Origin of the sequence: Eubacterium sp. SB2, assembly GCF_001244405.1 — a bacterium.
GTDB classification, from domain to species: Bacteria; Bacillota; Clostridia; order Lachnospirales; family Lachnospiraceae; genus Faecalicatena; species Faecalicatena contortus_B.
The window spans coordinates 387490-407881 of the sequence record NZ_LN865151.1; the positions used below are offsets into that span (position 1 = coordinate 387490).

At 49.3% G+C, this 20392-nt stretch carries 22 protein-coding genes and 1 tRNA gene; 17 read left to right on the plus strand and 6 right to left on the minus strand.

Features of this window, described 5'->3' with window-relative positions:
* From BN1938_RS06580 to BN1938_RS06665, 17 genes are all read left to right on the plus strand, one after another.
* Entirely contained in the window at window positions 1-921 is a 921-nt protein-coding gene (locus tag BN1938_RS06580; RefSeq protein ID WP_050639835.1) for an ABC transporter permease, read from the plus strand.
* A complete protein-coding gene (locus tag BN1938_RS06585) occupies window positions 918-1799 on the plus strand; it encodes an ABC transporter permease (RefSeq protein ID WP_242843817.1) in 882 nt (293 codons plus the stop codon). The genes BN1938_RS06580 and BN1938_RS06585 overlap by 4 nt, the downstream gene beginning before the upstream one ends.
* A 6-nt stretch (window positions 1800-1805) precedes the next feature.
* Window positions 1806-3647 carry an ABC transporter ATP-binding protein gene (locus BN1938_RS06590; protein ID WP_050639837.1) on the plus strand — a complete coding sequence of 614 codons (1842 nt, stop codon included), beginning with the start codon at window positions 1806-1808 and terminating at the stop codon, window positions 3645-3647.
* Between the two features lie 10 nt (window positions 3648-3657).
* Window positions 3658-5274 (plus strand): peptide ABC transporter substrate-binding protein, encoded by a 1617-nt coding sequence (locus BN1938_RS06595; protein ID WP_050639838.1) that lies wholly within the window; start codon window positions 3658-3660, stop codon window positions 5272-5274.
* Between the two features lie 104 nt (window positions 5275-5378).
* Entirely contained in the window at window positions 5379-6431 is a 1053-nt protein-coding gene (locus tag BN1938_RS23020; RefSeq protein ID WP_082202845.1) for a bifunctional adenosylcobinamide kinase/adenosylcobinamide-phosphate guanylyltransferase, read from the plus strand.
* Window positions 6428-7063 carry a precorrin-8X methylmutase gene (locus BN1938_RS06605; RefSeq protein ID WP_050639839.1) on the plus strand — a complete coding sequence of 212 codons (636 nt, stop codon included), beginning with the start codon at window positions 6428-6430 and terminating at the stop codon, window positions 7061-7063. Before BN1938_RS23020 ends, BN1938_RS06605 begins: the two co-directional genes overlap by 4 nt.
* A 70-nt stretch (window positions 7064-7133) precedes the next feature.
* Window positions 7134-7607 carry a precorrin-2 dehydrogenase/sirohydrochlorin ferrochelatase family protein gene (locus BN1938_RS06610; RefSeq protein ID WP_050640026.1) on the plus strand — a complete coding sequence of 158 codons (474 nt, stop codon included), beginning with the start codon at window positions 7134-7136 and terminating at the stop codon, window positions 7605-7607.
* A gap of 15 nt (window positions 7608-7622) precedes the next feature.
* Window positions 7623-7853 (plus strand): hypothetical protein, encoded by a 231-nt coding sequence (locus BN1938_RS06615; RefSeq protein WP_025657116.1) that lies wholly within the window; start codon window positions 7623-7625, stop codon window positions 7851-7853.
* 287 nt (window positions 7854-8140) lie between these two features.
* A tRNA-Gly gene (locus BN1938_RS06620) sits at window positions 8141-8211 on the plus strand.
* Between the two features lie 193 nt (window positions 8212-8404).
* Complete coding sequence (locus tag BN1938_RS06625; protein WP_050639840.1) at window positions 8405-8674, plus strand: type II toxin-antitoxin system RelB/DinJ family antitoxin; 270 nt, start codon at window positions 8405-8407, stop codon at window positions 8672-8674.
* Window positions 8667-8936: a Txe/YoeB family addiction module toxin gene (locus BN1938_RS06630; RefSeq protein ID WP_050639841.1), complete on the plus strand. Its 270-nt coding sequence runs from the start codon at window positions 8667-8669 to the stop codon at window positions 8934-8936. The genes BN1938_RS06625 and BN1938_RS06630 overlap by 8 nt, the downstream gene beginning before the upstream one ends.
* Window positions 8937-9532: 596 nt before the next feature.
* On the plus strand, window positions 9533-10939 hold the full coding sequence (ltrA, locus tag BN1938_RS06640) for a group II intron reverse transcriptase/maturase (RefSeq protein ID WP_050639843.1): 1407 nt from the start codon (window positions 9533-9535) through the stop codon (window positions 10937-10939).
* A 373-nt stretch (window positions 10940-11312) separates the two neighbouring features.
* Window positions 11313-11780 carry a hypothetical protein gene (locus BN1938_RS06645; protein ID WP_050639844.1) on the plus strand — a complete coding sequence of 156 codons (468 nt, stop codon included), beginning with the start codon at window positions 11313-11315 and terminating at the stop codon, window positions 11778-11780.
* Window positions 11777-13117, plus strand: a complete 1341-nt coding sequence (locus BN1938_RS06650; RefSeq protein WP_050639845.1) for a TrkH family potassium uptake protein — start codon at window positions 11777-11779, stop codon at window positions 13115-13117. Before BN1938_RS06645 ends, BN1938_RS06650 begins: the two co-directional genes overlap by 4 nt.
* Before the next feature lie 15 nt (window positions 13118-13132).
* Window positions 13133-13786, plus strand: coding sequence for a potassium channel family protein (locus BN1938_RS06655; protein WP_050639846.1), 654 nt, complete (start codon window positions 13133-13135; stop codon window positions 13784-13786).
* Window positions 13787-13877: 91 nt separating this feature from the next.
* Window positions 13878-15314 carry an ATP-binding protein gene (locus BN1938_RS06660; protein WP_050639847.1) on the plus strand — a complete coding sequence of 479 codons (1437 nt, stop codon included), beginning with the start codon at window positions 13878-13880 and terminating at the stop codon, window positions 15312-15314.
* A 58-nt stretch (window positions 15315-15372) separates the two neighbouring features.
* Window positions 15373-16065 (plus strand): response regulator, encoded by a 693-nt coding sequence (locus BN1938_RS06665; RefSeq protein ID WP_050640027.1) that lies wholly within the window; start codon window positions 15373-15375, stop codon window positions 16063-16065.
* Window positions 16066-16098: 33 nt separating this feature from the next.
* Here BN1938_RS06665 and BN1938_RS06670 read toward each other — a convergent pair whose 3' ends face one another.
* The 6 genes from BN1938_RS06670 to BN1938_RS06695 all read right to left on the minus strand — a co-directional run bounded on the left by BN1938_RS06670 (window position 16099) and on the right by BN1938_RS06695 (window position 19692).
* Window positions 16099-16818 (minus strand): PHP domain-containing protein, encoded by a 720-nt coding sequence (locus BN1938_RS06670; protein ID WP_050639848.1) that lies wholly within the window; start codon window positions 16816-16818, stop codon window positions 16099-16101.
* Window positions 16815-17147, minus strand: coding sequence for a hypothetical protein (locus BN1938_RS06675; RefSeq protein ID WP_050639849.1), 333 nt, complete (start codon window positions 17145-17147; stop codon window positions 16815-16817). The genes BN1938_RS06670 and BN1938_RS06675 overlap by 4 nt, the downstream gene beginning before the upstream one ends.
* 3 nt (window positions 17148-17150) lie before the next feature.
* The gene (locus BN1938_RS06680) at window positions 17151-18557 is read right to left on the minus strand and encodes a [Fe-Fe] hydrogenase large subunit C-terminal domain-containing protein (RefSeq protein ID WP_050639850.1); all 1407 of its coding nucleotides are present in this window, start codon (window positions 18555-18557) and stop codon (window positions 17151-17153) included.
* 44 nt (window positions 18558-18601) lie between these two features.
* Entirely contained in the window at window positions 18602-19024 is a 423-nt protein-coding gene (locus tag BN1938_RS06685) for an ATP-binding protein (protein WP_025657127.1), read from the minus strand.
* Window positions 19025-19369, minus strand: coding sequence for a DRTGG domain-containing protein (locus tag BN1938_RS06690; protein ID WP_025657128.1), 345 nt, complete (start codon window positions 19367-19369; stop codon window positions 19025-19027).
* Between the two features lie 101 nt (window positions 19370-19470).
* Window positions 19471-19692, minus strand: a complete 222-nt coding sequence (locus tag BN1938_RS06695; protein ID WP_050639851.1) for a hypothetical protein — start codon at window positions 19690-19692, stop codon at window positions 19471-19473.
* Window positions 19693-20392: the final 700 nt, after the last annotated feature.

A 20392-nucleotide genomic window follows, 5' to 3' on the forward strand; every position in this document is an offset into this window, starting at 1 on the left:
ATGCTGAAATATACAGGCAAACGGATATTTATCGGTATCCTCTCTCTTTTCGTGCTGGTAACAGCCGCGTTTTTTCTGACCCGCCTGATGCCGGGAAGCCCGTTTCAAAGCGGAAATGTGTCCGGTGATGTTCTGAAATCCATGGAGGAGGAGTACGGTCTGGACAAGCCCATGACGGAACAGTACAGGCTGTATCTGGGCAATCTTCTTCAGGGTGACCTTGGCGTCTCCTATAAGAAGCCGGGAGTGACTGTGGCGGAGGTGATCCGCCGTGCCTGGCCTATGACAGCGGCCCTTGGAGGGCTGGCAATCCTGGCGGCCGTGGTGTTGGGAACACTGCTTGGCATCTGGCAGGCATCTTCGGACAGGAAGGCCGTGAAAGGAGGCATATTCCTGGGAGGCATACTTGGAACCGGGATTCCCAATTTTGTCATAGCCCTGCTTCTGATGTTTTTCTTCGGGGTGAAGCTGAAACTCCTTCCCATTGCAGGCCTGACCGGCCCGGAGAATTATATACTGCCTGTGATCTCGCTGGCAGTATATCCGACGGCGGTGATTGCCCGGATGATGCAGAATACATTCCGGGAGGAGATGCAGAAGGACTATGTCTTGCTGGCCAGGGCGAAAGGTCTGAAGCCGGGCAGGACGGCGCTTACCCATATCTTGAAAAACGCCTGGATTCCGGTGCTGAATTATATCGGTCCTGCGGCGGCATTTCTGCTGACCGGAAGCTTTGTAGTTGAAAGTATATTTACTATACCGGGACTGGGCCGGGAATTCGTGAATTCCATAGGAAACCGGGACTACACGCTGATCATGGGGCTGACCGTATTTATGGGAATCGTGGTGATCGGTATCAATCTGCTTACGGATCTGCTGTGTGCATGGCTGGATCCACGTGTAAGGAGGGCCTGCCGATGAAAAAGACGATTTACCAGAGACAGTCCTTAAGTGTCTGTCAGCCGGACAGTTCTCCTGCAGGTTTCAAAAAGAAGTTAAATCCCTATGTGCTGACAGGCGGGATTCTGCTGGCTGCGCTTATTCTGCTGGCTCTTCTGGTACCGGCGTTGTCACCCTATTCCTATGAAACACAGAATGTGGAGATTCAAAACGCCGGTTCTTCCCTGCAGCATCTCTTTGGGACAGACAAATTTGGCAGGGATCTCTTCGTCAGAGTGTGGTACGGCACCAGAATCAGCCTGCTTGTGGGGGCTGGCAGCGCCCTGTTCTGCGGTGTAATCGGTATCTTCTACGGAAGTATCGCCGGATATGCAGGTCAGAAAACGGATATGCTCATGATGAGGCTTGCAGATATCATTGATGCGATCCCCTCCCTTTTGTATGTTATACTCATTATGCTTGTTCTGGGAGCAAATGTGGGCAGTATCCTGCTCGGTATCTGCATATCCGGCTGGATAGACCTGGCCCGGATTGTCCGGGGCGAGGTTATGCGGCTGAAAGAAAGGGAATTCTGTGTTGCTGCCAGGATGGCAGGAGCGAGCACTGTAAGAGTTCTGAGGAAGCATTTGCTGCCGAATGCGGCAGGGCCGGTAATCGTGAATATCACCTTTCAGATACCGAAGGCGATATTTACGGAGGCGTTCCTCAGCTTTGTGGGCGTGGGCATAGCCGCACCGGTGGCGAGCCTGGGCACATTGATACAGGATGCCAGGAGCCAGATGCAGGTCTATCCGTCCCAGATGTTTTATCCGATTGCGGTGCTGTGTATTTTGATATTTTCTGTAAATTTGATCGGGGCAGGGCTTGAGAGAGCGTCCCGCCTGGAAGAGGAAGGTTAACTGTAAATGAATGTATTGAGTGTACAGGATTTAAGTGTACAATTTCATGACAGACATGCAAATGGCGAGGCCGTGAGCAGTCTCAGCTTTGAGATCGGTCCGGGAGAGATCGTGGGGATTGTCGGAGAGTCGGGCTCGGGGAAGAGTACGGCTATGCAGGCGGTTCTGGGGCTGCTTCCCGAGCGCGCAGAGGTGATGTGCCAAAAAATGCTTTTGAATGGGGAAGAGATCGCGCCTCCTCCTTACCGGGAAGGCAGGCCCCGGAAACAGGAACAAAAAGCCTATGAGAAAAAGATGCAGCAGATCCGCGGCAGCCAGATCGCTATGGTGTTCCAGGATCCGCTGTCCTATCTGAATCCCACGGTAAAAATCGGAAGGCAGATCACAGAGGCGGTGCGCGCGCATAATAAAAGCTGTACCCGTGCGCAGGCGAAGCAAAGAGCCGCACAACTGCTTGACATGGCAGGGCTGCGGCGGCCGAAAGAGTGCCTGGACAAGTATCCTTTCGAGATGTCCGGAGGGATGCGCCAGCGGGCGGCTATCGCCATAGCACTGGCCTGCGATCCAAAGCTTCTGATAGCCGATGAGCCTACCACGGCGCTGGATGTGACGGTCCAAGGCCAGATCCTCAAGTTGCTGGCCCGAATCGCCGAGGAGACGGAGACCGCGGTTCTGCTTGTGAGCCATGATCTTGGCGTAATCGCATCGGTGTGCCGCCGTGTTCTGGTTATGCAGAATGGAAAAATGGTAGAGGAGGGTACCGTAGAGGAAATCTTTTATGATCCCCGGGAAGAATATACACGTCTGCTCATTGAGCGGGCTAACAGCCTAAGCGCTCTGACAAAGAAAAAAATATCCTCCGAGCCGCTGCTCACACTGAAGCATGTGACAAAATCCTATTCCGGCGGGGGCGGGCAGGCAAAAGGGAATCAGCCAGAGGCCGTACGAGACGTCTCTTTTGAGATTGATAAGGGGGAGACCTACGGCCTGGTCGGAGAGAGCGGGTGCGGAAAAACAACGGTCGCTAAAATGATAACCGGTGTACATGCCCCTTCGGAGGGCACGATAATTTACCGGGGGAAAGAGCTGGAGGGGATGCGCCGCCAGATCCAGATGGTGTTTCAAGATCCTTATGCGTCCCTGAATCCAAGGATGACAGTCCGGGAGACACTGGAAGAACCGCTGCTTTTGAACACGGCGGATCCGCCGGATGAGAGAAAGAAGAAAGTTGCGGATATCATGGAATTGGCAGGGCTGGATCCGGATGACGCCGGAAAATATCCCCGGGCTTTCTCCGGTGGACAGCGTCAGCGAATCGGGATCGCCAGGGCATTGATGTTAAGGCCTGAGCTGATCGTCTGCGATGAGCCGGTTTCTGCGCTGGATGTTTCGATTCAGGAGCAGATACTGGAACTGCTGGAAAAGATTCAGAGAGAAACCCAGGTTTCCTATCTGTTTATATCCCATGATTTAAACGTGGTAAAAAGAATCAGCCAGAGGATAGGGGTTATGTACGCCGGAAGTATTGTGGAATCCGGGGCGACACAATCCATCTACGAAGATCCCTGGCATCCTTACACGAAAGCGCTTCTTTCGGCGATCCTGACCCCGGATCCGCGGACAGCAAGGAAGCGCCGGGGGATGGCAGCAGCAGGAGAACAAGGACAGAAGGCAGAGAGCGCCAGAGGCTGTCCGTTTGCACCCCGCTGCGGATATGCGATGGAGTGCTGCCATACAGGCCGGCCCAAAACCTACTTTTTTGGTGAAAGGAAGGTAGCCTGTTTCCTGTATTCGAAGGAGTATACGGGAAGAAGAAGCGGTGATTACAGGATGACTTCACAGATATAAGGAGAAAAGCATGAAAAAAATACTGAGTGTTATTGTGTCCGTGTCTTTGCTAGCTACATTTGTACTGAGTGGATGCGGCAGCAAGGAGGAACCTGAGAAAGCAAAAGAAAGTAAGGAAATCGTGGTGGCTACGAACAGCGAGACCGGGGGACTGGATCCGGCGGGGATGATTGCCCTGACCTATCTGGCATATTCCGTGTCCGCACTGGACGAGCTGCTGACCTACAATGCCCAGGGCGAGATTGAATACCGGGCGGCAGAATCCTACGAGGTGAACGACGATTCCACGGTATGGACCTTCCACCTGCGAAAAGATGCGAACTGGTCGGACGGAACCCCGGTTACATCTGCAGATTTTCTGAACACGATGGTCAGATCTCTGGATCCAAAAAGCGGCAACGGATACGCCAATTATCTGTTCCCTATAAAAAATGCAGAAGCCATCTACAACGGGGAAGCGGACGTGGACAGCCTGGGAGTGGAAACACCGGATGACAATACCCTGATCTTTACACTGGAGAAGCCCTGCGTATACTTTTTGGATTTGCTGCGGCTTCCGGTATACACGCCGTCCTGCACGAAATATGCGGATTCTGTAGACAGCGGGTGGGACAAGAATCCTGCAACCAGCGTATCCAACGGCCCGTTTTATCTCACAGAATATGTGCCGGAGCAGTATTTTGTCCTGGAAAAGAACCCAAAATACTGGAATGCAGAACAAGTGAAGCTGGATAAAATCACCTACCGTTTCTTCGATGACACGCAGTCAATGGCAAATGCATACGAGACCGGCGAGGTAGACGTTGCCCCGTCTCTCCAGTCCTCTGTTATGGAACTGTATGAAGGAAAGGATGATCTGGTGATTACCGATACGATTGCCACCAGGTATATCTATCCGAACCTGAATGTAAAGCCGCTGGACGATGTGCGGGTGAGAAAGGCAATCAATCTCGCCATTAACCGGGAGGAGCTCTGCCAGATCGTGGGCGAAGACACAGAGCCTACCGTGAATTTTATCGCAAAGTACATGAAGGATAAAACCACCGGTGAATATTTTGTGGACGGTGCAGAACCTCCCTTTGAAGAAAATGTGGAAGAGGCCAGGAAACTGCTGGCGGAGGCCGGGTACCCGGACGGAGAGGGATTTCCAACGCTGACTTATAACTATCCGTCCCTGGAAATGGATTCCGATACGGCCCAGGTTTTCAAAGAGCAGCTGAAAAAGAACCTGAATATAGATATTGAACTCAATGCCCAGGAACTGCAGGTAAACTATACAGAACGCCGTGCGGGCAATTTTGACCTGTGCAGAATGAACTGGACAGCAGATTTTGCGGATCCCTATACGTATCTGTCCATGCTGCTTTCTAACGGAACCTATAACTGCAGCGGCATTCAGGATGAAAAATATGACAGTCTGGTTGCACAGTCTGACACGGAGACAGATCCTCAGAAGCGGGCGGCTCTGATGCATGAGGCAGAGCAGCTGGCAGTAGGGGAAGAGTTCTATATCATCCCGTTGTTTTCCATGAAGAGCTGTAATCTGATCCGCCCGGAGATCACCGGGGTGACACAGATTCCGGCTACGGGAGCACTGGAATACCGGTATGCAGATATTGAGAAATAAGAAGCAAGAAAATATAAACAGTTCATACAGCAGAAAAGTGAAACAACGTAACAGTTCAGGCCTGCCTGAACTGTTACGAGTCAGCGCAGGAAAGGGGCAGGGGGATGTTTTATGTAGTAACAGGAGGCAGCGGCAGCGGAAAGTCGGCCTTTGCAGAAGATTTGATCTGCCGGAATTATCATGCGCCCGGGGCAGATCACCCCGCAGGCAGCCTGATCTATATTGCGACGATGGTTCCTTACGGGGAGGAAACCAGAAGCAAAATCCGGCGCCACCGCGACATGCGCATGGACAAAGGATTTTCCACAATCGAGTGCTATACGGGTTTGGATGCGCTGACCGAACAAGGCGGGCAGCTGCACGAAGATGCTTCCGATTCTTTGAAAAGTCAGGGAAAGCCCTGTGTCCTGCTCGAATGCATGTCTAATCTGGTGGCGAACGAGATGTATGAACCGGGCGGCGCCGGTAAGGATGCGGTGGAAAGCGTGCTTGCGGGAATCGAAAAGTTGAGAAAGCGCTGCCGCCATCTGGTCGTAGTGACAAATGAAATTTGTTCGGAATCAACCGAGGATACCAGCGAGATGGAACTGTATAAGAAAATGCTTGCGGAGATTAACCGGGGAATGGCAGCGACAGCAGATGGAGTGGTGGAAGTCGTGTATGGGATGCCAGTCTTTGTAAAAGGACAGAATCCGGCCCGCAGGGAACAGGAGGAAAATGTCATGCAGAAAGAAAACAGAAAGCAAAAGAATACGCCTTCCGTATCCCTAAAAATGGTGATTGGCGGAGCTTTTCAGGGAAAACGTAAATTTGCAGAGCAGACCTATGGAAACATACAATGGGCTGACGGTGCAGACTGCCCTGAGGAGGCGCTGTACACTTGCGGCGGTATTTTCCATTTTGAAGAGTATATAAAAAGAAGAATGAAAAAAGGGGACAATCTGGACGGTCTGGTACATTCCATCGCAGAGCGCAGCCAGGAGCTGGTAGTTGTGTCACGGGAGATTGGATACGGTCTGGTCCCCGTCGATGCATTTGAAAGAGAATACAGAGAAAAAACGGGACGCATCTGCACGGAACTGGCTGCACTGGCATCCAGAGTAGACCGGGTCATATGCGGAATCGGAGTTCCGCTGAAAGGAGATAAACAGGCATGAATCATATAAATCTGGAAAAGGTACTGCCCGGAGAAATTGAGGCAAGAAGTTTTGAAATTATAACGGAAGAGCTGGGAGATACACCGCTGATTCCGGGAACGGAACAAATTGTAAAGCGCTGTATCCATACAAGTGCAGATTTTGATTACGCAAAGAATCTGGTGTTTTCGGACGGATCCGTTGATTGTGCGCTGGAAGCCTTGAAAAACGGGGCATCCATCGTTACAGATACCCAGATGGGAAAAGCCGGAATCAATAAAAAGAGACTGGAAAAGTATGGAGGGAAAGTCTACTGCTTTATGGCAGATGAAGATGTTGCAAGGTCTGCAAAGGAGAATGGCACCACCCGCGCAACGGCAAGCATGGAAAAAGCCGCAGCTCTCGATGAAAAGCTGATATTTGCCATAGGCAATGCACCCACTGCGCTGGTACATCTATATGAGATGATTCAGGAAAAGAGGCTGGATCCGGAGCTGATCATTGCAGTACCGGTCGGTTTCGTGAACGTTGTACAGTCCAAAGAGCTGATACTTGCGCTGGAGGAAACTCCGTCCATTGTAGCCAGGGGCAGAAAAGGCGGAAGCAACATCGCAGCATGCATATGCAATGCACTGCTGTATATGCTGGATTAACAGTTAGAAGAAAAAGGTGTATTCAATCATTGAAATAAGTGCGCACCGCAGCGTGCTGGTGGGGGTGAAAATGGAAAAAGCATATTTCCCATTATTTGTGGATCTGTCAGAAAAAAAGATCATCATTGTGGGCGGGGGAAAGATTGCGGCCAGGAGGGCTGCAGTGCTCACCCGTTTTGCGTCGGACATAACCGTCATAGCGCCAGAATTTTCGGAGGCTATGGAAAACCTTGCGGCAGAGCAGAAGGTCCGCTGTAAACGCCGCATGTACAAAGCCGGTGATATCAGCAGCGCAGATCTGGTTCTGGCCGCTACCAATGACAGTGCGCTGAATCGCCGTATTGCCGGGGAATGCAGAGAACTTGAGCGTTCCTGCAGCAGAAGAATACTGCTGAGCGTAGCAGACGACAGGAGCCTCTGCGATTTTTATTTCCCGTCGGTGATCCAGAAGGATGAAATTGTAATCGGAATCAATTCCGGCGGAAGCGATCCTGGAAAGGTGAAGAAGTTCCGGGAGGAGCTGGAGAAAAAAATGGAGTTATAGAAAGAAGGATAAGTAATGAGAACCATGGAATTCACGATAGAAAACATAGAGGCATTTCGTATAGGCCAGACCCTCGAGGTAACGGAGGGTAAGCTGCCAACCTCTTATTTTTATACAATCGAACACGCACTCGGCATGAGCGGAAACTTCAAAAATGCAGAACGATTGAAGACAAGAACAGGGACTGTCGTGGAGATAAAAGAGACTCCGAGGTTTCATGTGGCTGTATTGGAGTTTGACGAGTAGAGTATAGGGCGGGTTACTGTTCAGACCGTGCCGTGCACCTCGCTGCACGGCATCGGAGCCGATGAAGTGATGGTCTCGGGGCATCTGGTCTTTGCTCCGCTTCGGTCCGTGCTAAACATGCGCCACTGGCGCATAGCACCCCTCGCCGTAGGCGACTTTAGATGGGCAGATGCAGTTACTGTGCACGCCCGTAGGGTGTGCACAGTAACTGGGGCGGCGAAATATTTATTAAACTGGAAAAATTACTTGCATTTGAAAATCAAACGATGTATAATATTTTTTGTGATGCAGATATAGTTCATTGGTAGAATGCCAGCTTCCCAAGCTGGAGAGGCGGGTTCGATTCCCGTTATCTGCTTTTTTATTTACCGACAAACTTTAATACAATTTTACGGAGCAAATACGGCGCATACCCATCCAAGAGGGTGTGCGTCGTATTTTATATGTATATTTTCAAACAAAATTTATGACTAACGTATTACAATAGCTTGTAATATGCACACAATAATGCTATAATAAAGATAGATAGAATACGGAAAGGAGATGATATCATGGCACAATCAACCATAACTGCACGAGTAGACGAAAAAGATAAAGCCAGATTTGACGCCTTTTGCTCCAATGTCGGCCTAAATACCTCAACAGCCATCAATCTATTTGTGAAAGCAGTTTTACGCGAAAACCGAATTCCATTTGAAATCACACAGGCCACCGATCCATTTTTTTCAGAATCAAATATGACCTATGTAAAAAAATCCGTCAAGGAACTCCGAGAAGGAAAAGGAACGGCGCACGAACTGATCGAGGTAGAGGATGAGTGAAAAAATCTGGTCAGACGATGCCTGGAAAGACTATATCTATTGGCAGACCCAGGACAAAAAAACAATAAAGCGTATCAATCAGCTCATAAAAGACATTGAGCGCAACGGCTGCATGGAGGGCATTGGAAAGCCCGAACCCTTAACCGGGGACCTACAAGGCGAATACAGCCGCCGCATCAACGATAAAGACCGGCTGGTCTATCATATGGAAAATGGCCGCATCTATATTGCGCATTGCAGAGGACATTACGGAGACAAATAGCCAATACCATCCGTCTCCCCCGTCTCGAGATCCCACCTGGTTGGCGAGTTTTCCTGCCGGTCGGATGCACCAGCTCCATGAAGGGAGAGCCGAAAACCTTCCGGAGAACATCCGTGTCCTTTCAAAAACGCTCAAAGCGAACCTTAGAAATTCTTGGTGGGAAACAGCCCTGAAAATGGAGAGATTTTTGGATTCCGAATCCAAAAATCAACGTGCGCCCGGCATGGGCAGGTTCTAACGGGTGAAAGTCCCGAGTGCAGGTCGATTAGCGCCAAGCACATAGCCAAGGGCAAGGGTGTCCATCGCGAGGTGGAATCTGAAGGAAGCCGGCGGCAAACTTCCGGTCTGACGGACAGAAATCACATAAGGCATGATAGGATGGGTAAAGCTGCGTCGAAAGCTGAAGCCCGAAAGCTAATCCGGAATCCCATGGTGTGCATGTGGCAGATAGATGGAAGGAAAGAACCTGTTCTTACCCGGGGAGGTCTCATGGACGCATGAAAATGCGGTTGAAACAAGATTTGTCATGAGAAGTCAGCAGATGTCGTAGTACCAGTTATGTGCTGGGAAGGACAAACTTTAGGAGGAAGCAGTAAATGAATGTTACAGAAACAGGATCAGAGTACAGACAACTTCGGATAGAAGACTTTCTGGAGGCGGAACCTGCGGAACAGGTGGAGTGTCCAGAAGTGTACACCCTGGAGATGATAACTGAAAACAACGCGGACATCACATGGAAAAAGAAACTAATGGAAAGCATCCTGAGTCCCAGTAACCTAAAAAGGGCTGTCAAGAAAGTAAAGAGCAACCGGGGAGCGGCTGGGGCAGACGGGATGGAAGTGGAAGAACTGGAGAAATATTTCGAGGAGCATCAGGAGGAACTGGTGCAGAGTATTCTCTCAGGGAGATACCGGCCAAAGCCAGTCCTACGGGTAGAGATACCTAAAGAAGGGACGGGGAAAATGAGAAGGCTTGGAATCCCGACCGTAGTGGATCGAGTCATCCAGCAGGCAATTGCCCAAAAACTAAGCCCCATCTATGAGAAGCAGTTCCAGGAGACGAGTTATGGATTCCGACCGAAACGGAATGCCCATGATGCAGTGAGAAAATGCAGGGAATATATAGAAGAAGGGTATGAATATGTGGTGGATATGGACTTGGAGAAGTTCTTTGACACCGTCTGCCAGAGCAAAATGGCAGAAATATTATCCCGGACGATAGAAGATGGGAGAGTAATATCGCTTATCCATAAATATATGAGGGCAGGAGTGATGGTAGGACACAGATACGAAATAACGGAAACCGGGGTTGCACAAGGAGGGCCACTGAGTCCGCTGCTGAGTAATATTATGCTGAACGAGCTGGATAAGGAACTACAGAAAAGGAACCATAAGTATGTCAGATACGCGGACGACGCAGTCGTATTCTGCAAGAGTTTAAAGAGTGCAGAAAGGACATACGAAAAGATAGTGCCTTACATAGAAGGAAAGCTGTTCCTGAAAGTGAACCGGGAGAAAACGAAGGTAGGCCGGTACACAGAAATAAAATACCTTGGATATGGGTTCTACCATAAAAGGAGCAGAATCCGGCTGCACCCAGAGACGCTGAAGCGGATGAAGAGAAAAATCAGGGAACTGACGAAACGCAAGAGTCCATGGACGGAAGAGGTCAGACAGAAAAAGCTGACGGAATACATCCGGGGATGGGTAAACTACTTCAAGCTGGCAGACATGGGAAGCATCCTGGAGCGTATAGACAGGTGGATGCGCAGACGTATCCGGGCAATATATCTGAGAAGATGGAAGAAACCAAAGACAAAATATAAGATGCTAAGAAAGCTGAAAGTAAAAGAGTCAGAGGCCAGAAAGCTGGCATACAGTTCAAAGAAAGAATGGCGAATCGCCTTCTGTCAAACCATACACCAGGCCTTGGGGGTAAAGAAGCTCAAGAGGCTTGGATATCCAACGTTTTCTTTTTATTATTCCAAAGTATGTGAAAACTAAAGAACCGCCGTATACGGATCCGTACGTACGGTGGTGTGAGAGGTCGGCTGCCCAATTAATGGACAGCCTCCTACTCGATTGACCCAGCGCGAGAAATCATCGGATTTCTCGTGATGTGTCAGTGGTGCTCCATTTTCAGGGCTGTTTCACGCCTAGAATTTCTTAGGTCCGCGGCCGCGTTTATGAAAGGACATGGATGTTCTCCGGGAGGTTATCGGCTCTCCCTTTATGGAGCGTCCCATCCGCGCCGAAACTAAAGCTCGTCGCTAAATCCCGATTTCCTAAACACAATCTTAATACAATTCAATTTAATTTTATCACCGCCTAAACGCGTTAAGTACTATGATAGAGATAAGAAAAGAGGGTGATGGTTATGTTAACGAATCTAATTTTAGGAATCATTGTAACAGCGGGAATGCTGTACGGTCTCTACCTAATGAGGGGAATTGATAATTTCATGGATGAGGAAAAGAAACTCCAGAAGAAAGACAGGAAGAAAGAATATGCAGTCATATTCGGTAAGAGCAGCGGAGAGGAAAAAATTGCAGGATGGTTTGAAAAAGCAGGAATCCGACCGATTTATCTGGAGAGCATTTATATTGATAAAAATTGGAAGAAGGTGAACTATCTGGCCGCAGTCTCAGAATCCGATATTGATAACCTTTCGGTATGCAATCTGTTCCATAAGATGTACCCGGGCGTGCAGATGTTCAGCATTTGTAATGCGAAAAGCAACATGAAGCTTTACAGGCAGTCACACATCAATGTATTTACCGAAAAAGAAGAACTGCTGCAGCGGCTGGAGCTGCTGGCAATGGAAAATGAGGTTGGTGCGGCATGAAACTGTTTACAAAACGTCTGACCCAGACACAGATGATTGTCTTGGGGTACTGTATTATCATTTTTCTGGGAGCAGGGCTCCTGATGCTGCCTGTCTCAACTAAGGCCGGGGTATACACCCCTTTTACGGATGCGCTGTTTACTTCAACTTCTGCTGCATGTGTAACCGGACTGGTAATCGCGGATACTTTTCAGTACTGGTCCACATTCGGACAGTGTGTTATTCTGTGTATCATACAGATTGGCGGACTGGGATTTATGACCATCGGCGTATGCTTCGCAATTCTTCTGCGTAGGAAGATTGGTCTCTGGACAAGAGGGACGCTCCAGGAGAGCGTCAATATTATGCAAGTAGGCGGAATTGTACGGCTGGCTAAAAAGATTATTGTCGGAACTGCGATATTTGAAGGAATGGGGGCTCTGATCCTGGCGGTCAGATTCAGCCGGGAGATGAGCCTGGGGAAAGCGGTATACTTTGGAGTCTTTCATTCCATATCCGCTTTCTGTAACGCCGGTTTTGATCTGATGGGGGAGCGCGGGGCATATTCCTCCTTTACTAAGTATTACAATGACCCGGTCGTGAATCTGGTGATTATGAGTCTGATTGTCATTGGAGGAATCGGTTTTTTTGTCTGGAATGACATTTCGGTAAATAAGCTGAAGTTCCGGAAATACCGGCTGCACACTAAAATTGTACTTATATCAACAGCAATACTTATTTTCGGAGGAGCGGCGCTGCTCTTTTTCTTTGAAAAAAATAATACCATTGCCGGCATGCCTTTTGGGGATCAGGTGCTATGTTCCCTGTTCGGATCCGTGACCGCAAGAACTGCCGGGTTTAATACAGTGGATACGGCCGCGCTAACCGACAGCAGTAAGCTTCTAACTACGATACTCATGTTTATCGGAGGGAGCCCGGGGTCTACGGCGGGAGGCATAAAAACCACCACGTTTGTGGTACTTTTGATTTATGTACACGCCAATCTACGGAAGGAAATGCACTGTAATATCCTGGGAAGACGGCTGGATGAGGATTCCATCAGGAAAGCCAGTGCGGTATTGTGCATCAATTTGTTCGCAGTGATCATAGCGGTGCTGGTTATCGTAACTGTACAGCATGCGGAAATGACAGATGTTGCATTCGAGGTGGTGTCGGCTATTGGTACAGTGGGAATGTCCACTGGTATTACAAGGGATATGGAGACTGTCTCTAAGTTGGTGTTGATTTTTTTGATGTACTGCGGAAGAATCGGCAGTATGACATTTGCCCTTTCTCTTAGAGGGCACAAAATAGAGGCACCAGTGAAGGTGCCGGTAGAAAAGATTATGATAGGATAGGCAGAGGTGAATATTATGAAATCAGTATTAATTATTGGACTGGGCAGGCTGGGGCATCATTTGTGCGTTAATATGTCCCAATTGGGCAATGAAGTGATGATTGTTGACAGGAATGAGGAATGTATGCAGGATCTTCTCCCTTACGCCACGATGGCGAAGGTGGGGGACTGTACAAATGAGGATGTGCTGAGGAGCCTTGGCATCGGGAATTTTGATATCTGTTTTGTATGTATTGGTTCAAATTTCCAGAGCAGCCTTGAGATTACCAGCCTGATCAAAGAAATGGGCGCAAAATACGTAGTAAGCAAGGCGAACAGGGACATTCACGCAAAGTTCCTGCTGCGAAACGGAGCAGACGAGGTTATTTACCCGGACAGGGATATTGCGGAGCGCCTGGCGGTGAAACACAGTGCCAACCATGTGTTTGACTATATCGAACTGACCGAGGGGTATTCTATATTTGAGATACCGCCGGTGGAGGAGTGGATAGGGAAGAGTATCCGGCAGCTGGCTATACGCTCTAAATACCATGTCAGCATTCTGGGCATCAAGAAGAACGGGCATCTTCAGCTTCTTCCCCATGCGGAGCGGATTCTGGAAAGAGAGGACCATTTAATGGTGGTGGGGCTGAAAAAGGACATCGACAGAATCTTGGCAAATATCCGTTAAAGTGTTATGATAGTACGGAATCAGTAAGAAAGTAATCCAGGAGGGTTACTGTTCAAACGCCGCGGTAGAGCACAGTAACCAGGAGGAAGCCATGGATGGAATGGGAAAGAGGATCAGGAACCTTGCCAGGAATATAAAGCTTATCTATGCACTGCGGACAATACTGATCGTATTGTCTGCCAGTCTGGTCTGCCTTCTGCTTAATCAGTTCGGTGTGGAAAAGGAAAACGGGCTGATGGTATTTATGGTGGCTGTGCTTCTGATCAGTGTATTTACAAAAGGATATGAGTACGGTATCATAGGCGCTATTGTAAGCGTTATGATGTTCAACTATTTTTTTACGGTTCCGGTACACACCTTCGCGATTATGAATCCGAATGATGTGGCGCTGATGGGCTTTTTTCTGATCACAGCCTGTATATCCTCCAGTCTGACGGCACGCTTCCAGAAACAGCTGGTAATCGCACAGGGCAGCGAGGAGACGGCTCTGAGACTCTGTGAGATGTCAGAAAAGTTCATCAATGTAACCGGCAAAGATAATATTATCCATCTGGGAATCCACTATATTTATGAGCATACGGGATATGAAAGCATTGTGGAGCTGGAGGGGGAGACGATTCCCGCTGGTTCCGGCAATGAGTACACATCCAAGGACTACCTGATATTCCCGATCATCGGAATGGCCAGACAGCTGGGGACTTTAAAAGTGTTCAACCACAAACAGGGGCTGGCGGCAGAAGCGGAGATGCTGGTGAAAACAGCAGCCAACCAGATCGGAATCGCATTGGACCGAGAACTGATCTATGCGGAGCAGGAACAGACCAAACTGGAGGTGCAGCGGGAACACATGAAGAGCAGTATGCTGCGAAGTATTTCCCATGACTTCAGAACACCCCTGACAGGGATTATGGGGGACTGCAGCCTGATGATCGAGAACCAAACTATGGACAGACAGACAAGAGACGATCTTCTACGGGACATTATAGAGCAGTCCATGTGGCTGATGAAGATGATGGAAAATGTACTGAGCATGACCAGAATCGAGAGTGGACAGCAGTTCATCGAAAAACACCAGGAGGTCGTCGATGATATTGTCTATGAGGTGCAGAAGCATGTAATCGGCCTGAAAAGCAGAAGAGATTTCAGAGTGTCCCTGCCTGACCGCGTGGTCGTAGCGGACATGGACGGGAAGATGATCATGCAGGTTCTGGTGAATCTCCTGGACAATGCGGTGAAGCACACGCAGGACGGGGGAAGCATTTCCCTGGATGTTTCCTACCGCAAAAACAGGGTTTATTTTGTTGTGAAAGATGATGGCGATGGAATCGTAGAGGACATGAAGGAAAAGATCTTCGATGAATTCGTATCGCTTTCCGATAAAAGCACGGACAGGAAACGCGGAATTGGCCTGGGCCTTGCAATCTGCAAGGAAGTGGTGGAGGCTCATGGCGGAAAGATATGGGCAGAAAACTGCAGGGAGGGCGGTGCCAGGTTTACTTTCTGGCTGGAAGCAAGAATTGCAGATTAAGGGAAGCAGTTTACAGGCTTGTCAGGGAATAGTTACGACTTATGAACGGGTGGTAAAGATGAACGAGAAAAAGACAATTTTAATTGTTGAAGATGACAAATATATTGTAAATTTCATGAGTATGACTTTAAAAGATGAGGGATACGGCTATTATGTTGCGAAGTCGGTAAAGGAGGCAATCAGCCTTTTCTACGCAAACCAGCCGGATATGATCCTGCTGGATCTGGGGCTTCCGGATGGGGAAGGCCTGGAAGTGGTCAAGCATGTCAGGGAGTTGTCCAGCACTCCGATTATTGTTGTATCTGCAAGGCAGGAAGAGCAGGAAAAGATACAGGCACTGGATGCAGGGGCCGATGATTATGTTACGAAACCATTTTATATGGGAGAGCTGATGGCAAGAATCAGGGTTGCCATGCGCAAGATGGAGAAGATGGCGCCGGACAGCGCCCAGGAAATGTTTCATCAGGATTATCTGACCGTTGACTATACAAAACGAAGTGTCATGGTGGACGGAGAGGAGATCCACCTCACTCCTATCGAGTATAAGATCCTGACGCTGCTTATTTCAAACCGGGGAAAAGTACTGACCCACAACTATATATTAAAAGAAATCTGGGGATATGGTGAAGGCGTTGAAGCCGGGACACTTCGGGTATTCATGGCCACGCTGCGCAGAAAGATCGAGAAGAATCCTGCAGAACCCCGTTTTATAGTGACAGAAGTAGGCGTAGGATACCGGTTCAAGGAATAGGGCCAATCTGCCCGTATTCCTTGCATCCGTTTCCTATATCTTTGTCTGAAGCGCATCTAGAATATCGGGAATCTCCTTTGATTCCGAAAAAATCTGATATTCCGGTTCCCGGATATCCTCAAGATAGTGGGCATCTGAACTGCTTACGATATTACATTGTAAGAAGTACGGATGCTCTTTTTGTATTCTGTGCAGGTTCTTCAGGTCATGGAACTCCGCACATGTAAAGGTACTGTCCGGCGGAACGAAGCCCAGGTTGGAAAGTACACTCGTTGAGCTCTTATCCACATGGGCCGGATAGGCGATGCCGCCGTAGGAAGCAGCCAGGGAAAAGGCATCGTCGAACGCAATGTCCGTGGCATTAATAAGCAGATTTTCCACCGTCCCCGTTATTTCGTCATTCTCGTCCATGATCTGCTGTTTGCCGAATATCGCTTCCCTATTCTTAATGGGAAGCATATGTTCATACACATATCCGTCGAATGCAAGGGCATTCTCCAGTGCGGGAAAGAGGCAGATGACGTGAACCTCCTCAGCAGTGCACAGCTCCATCCCGGGAATGACAATGACGCCGTATTCCCTGCCGTGAACCATTGCTGCGGGGCAGTTTTTGCAGCTGTTGTGATCCGTGAGTGCGATGACGTCCAGGCCCTTGATGGAAGCCATTCCTGCAATATTGGCAGGAGTCATGTCGTCATCTCCGCAGGGGGAGAGGCAGGAGTGGAGGTGCAGGTCATAATATAACGGAATCATGATAATCCTGCTTCATAAACTTCCAGAGCCATGTCAAAAACCGGAAGTTCTGTGGTCAGGACCGCAATGCCTTCGCTTTCTGCCTGCTTAAGCGTCCCCTCGTCCAGCCCAACTCCCTCCGCCAGGATAATGCAGGCAGTTTCCGTCAGAGAGGCAACCGCCAGGGTGTTTTTATTCCCCATTACCGTCACCCAGACTCCGTCGGCCGGGGCCTTGCTCATAGCGATGCTGAGCAGGTCGCAGCAGAATACTTTCGACAGCTCACGTTCCGGATTCCCCTTTACCAGTACTTTGCATCCTGGTATATCTAAAACAGACTGTAGTTTCATGGTCTACTCCTCCCTCTTCTTTTTATGTCGTTCAGGAACTCCAAATGCATCCAGTTCTGTCGTGAGTTTGTGTATGTACTCATGGAGCAGCTTTGCGTTGTCATCATCGGTGTTACAGGACAGATTGGATGTTTTGGAGAGAAAATCAATCTCTTTGGAGAGACTGGAAATATGTTCCCTCAATACATAGATACAGTCATTGCTGGTAGCCGCGCCTCTTACAATATCTTCTGCGAGAGTCTGGCAGGTGGGCGCCCCGCAGGATCCGCAGTCCAGGCCCGGGAACTTCTTGGTCAGTTCTTCCACCGTGCTCATCATTTCCAGGCTTTCCTTGAAACTGTTGCCAAGACGGAAGACAGGTTCATACTCCACATCGTCATCCCAGTGTACGCTTTTCAGTTCGGGATGGCTGGAGAGATGGCTCTTGGAGACAGGCTGATAGCGCAGCAGTCGTTTCGTCTTGGTAGTTGCCACATAAGCGTTCTCTACGGTAAGTGTGCCGCCCACACAGCCGCCGTTGCAGGCACTGAGTTCGATAAACTTCAGGCCGTGGATCCTTTCATCCTCGATCTCTTCCAGAACCCGAAGGATATTGACGATACCGTCGGCAGCCAGATAGCTGTCAATCAGAAGGCCGCCCACTTCGCCGCCGACATTGCCCCAGCCAAGCCCGATCCTTCCGGAATTGGAGAGCGGCTCAAGCTGTGACTCATCCCGGCTCATATGCGGGAGCAGCAGCGGATAAACATCCTTGATGGCGACCACTTTATCAATGTTGCTCTTGTCGATTCCCAGAGGCGCCTTAGAATAAGAAACCTTGGAGGGGCACGGGGAGATAAAGATGATCCCGATATCCTCGGAAGGCAGCCCCGTTTTCTCTATGGCATGCGCCCTGGCTATCTCGGCGGCAACCTCTACCGGCGGCTTGATCGGAAGCAGCTTGGAGAGCAGGGAGGGGAACTTTACCCGGATCAGCCTGACCACGGATGGACAGGCGGAACTGATAAAAGGCCCTTCATCTTCATGTTCCTTCATATACTCCCTGGAAGCTTCGGAGACCAGCTCCGCCGCCGCACTGACCTCGTATACGTCGTCAAACCCCAGTTTAAGCAGTGCGTTCAGTATAATGTCCACATTTGTCAGGTTGTTGAACTGAGAATAGAGTGACGGCGCGGGCAGTGCAACGGTATACTTATAATCATTCAAAACATTTAAGGAATCATAGATTGGTATTTTTGCATGGTGCGGGCAGTAACGGATACATCTGCCGCAGTCTATGCAGAACTTATCGATAATATGGGCTTTCCCATTATGTACACGGATTGCCTGGGTCGGGCAATACTTGATACAATTAATACAGCCCTGGCAGAGGTCTTCCTTGAGTCGGACAGACCGCATAAATTTGTCCATGACAGCTCCTTTCGTTACAGTGATTCATAAATCCGGCTGTGCGGTTAGATAAATACTTTCATGGTAACAGTAGTGCCCTTCCCGGGCACGGATTCTATGTGAAAATCATCCGAATATTTCTTCATATTCGGAAGTCCCATGCCGGCCCCAAAACCGAGAGAACGCACTTCCTCCGGCGCAGTAGAGTACCCCTCCTGCATTGCCTTGGAGATATCCTCGATACCAGGCCCCACATCGGCCAGGACCATTGTGATCTCAGTATCCGAGATTGTAACGGTGATTTCTCCGCCATTGGCATGAATCACCATATTGATCTCACCTTCATACATGGCGATGGCGACCTTGCGGATAGCGGAAGCATTCACTCCCAGCATCTTCAGCTTGTTTTTAATAGCGCTGCTGGCCTCCCCTGCACGGGTAAAATCATCCCCGGAGATTGTATAAGTAAATGTCAATAATTCATCCATTCAGGCACCTCCCCGGAGTCCGTGTTCGTACAGGATCCCACATGTCGTAAACATAAAATGTTTGGTGGCCAGAATAGCCATTCCCTTGCCGCGGGCCAGCGCAATGATATTCTCATCCGGCATCTTACCGCGTACAAATACAATACAGGCAATGTCCAGCATCTCCGCCGTCCTGACGACCTGCGGGTTGCACAGCCCGGTAATCAGGACAGAGCACTGATCGGCAAAGGCAAGGACATCGCTCATCATATCAGATGAAAAAACGAATTCTGCATCCAAATCCAATAATTCTTCGCCGAACAGAATGTCGGCATCCAGCAATTTCTTCATTTCCCCTATTGTCATAAGCCCTCCTAAATTCTGAAAATAAAGTATTAACCCGAGAAAATATCAGGTAAAATCATGGGTTTAGTATAGCATTTGTACCTATAAAAAGCAATCGGGAGTTAGCGACGAGCTTTGGTCTCGGCGCGGATGGGGACGCCAAGCGGACTGTAAGCGGCAAGCCCTTTGGCCTGTATGGTCGGTTTAAAATCCTGACCGCTTAACGAAGAAGCTCTAAGAGAGCCGGAGGCACCCGGAAGGGCACATCCGGCATGCGCTGAAAAAATTGATATTTTTTCAGCACAGGCCGGATTGAAAATTGATTTCGGAGAATCAATTTTCATCCCTTCCGAATGCCTCCGGCTCTCTAAGAGCTTCTAGTCGTCCGCTATAAGGCGTTTTAAACCGACCATACAGGCCAAAGGGCTTGCCGCTTACAGTCCGCTTGGCTGATTCATCCGACCAGCAGTAAAGAACTCGTCCCCTGGTTGGGAGCCCGAGACGAGGGAGGCGGATGGAATTGGCTATGCGTATACTTACCAGGGACATGAAAGTACCATCAATTCTATATCCATACGCTGCCCCCGTTTGAGGCCCCACCTTAGAGACGGGTCTTTTCCTGCCGGCTGGATGCACCAGCTCCATGAAGGGATAGCCGAAAACCGCCCTGGGAATATACCTGCCCTTTCAAAAACGCTCAGAGCGGGCCTTAGAAATTCCAGGTGGGAACCAGCCGTGAAAATGGGGGGATTCTTTGATCACCGAATCAAAGAATCGGCTGACTCAGCGCGGGAAATCATCGGATTTCCTGTGATGTGTCAGCTGTACCCCATTTTCATGGCTGGTTCCCACCTGGAATTACTTAGGCCCGCGGCCGCATTTTTGAAAGGGCAGGTATATTCCCAGGGCGGTTTTCGGCTATCCCTTTATGGAGCGTCCCCATCCGTGCCGAGACTAAAGCTCGTCACTAACTCCCGATTTCGTGAATATTAGTAATAATGAGAATAGTTATCGGTAAATATGAACAAAAAGTAACGTAAATAG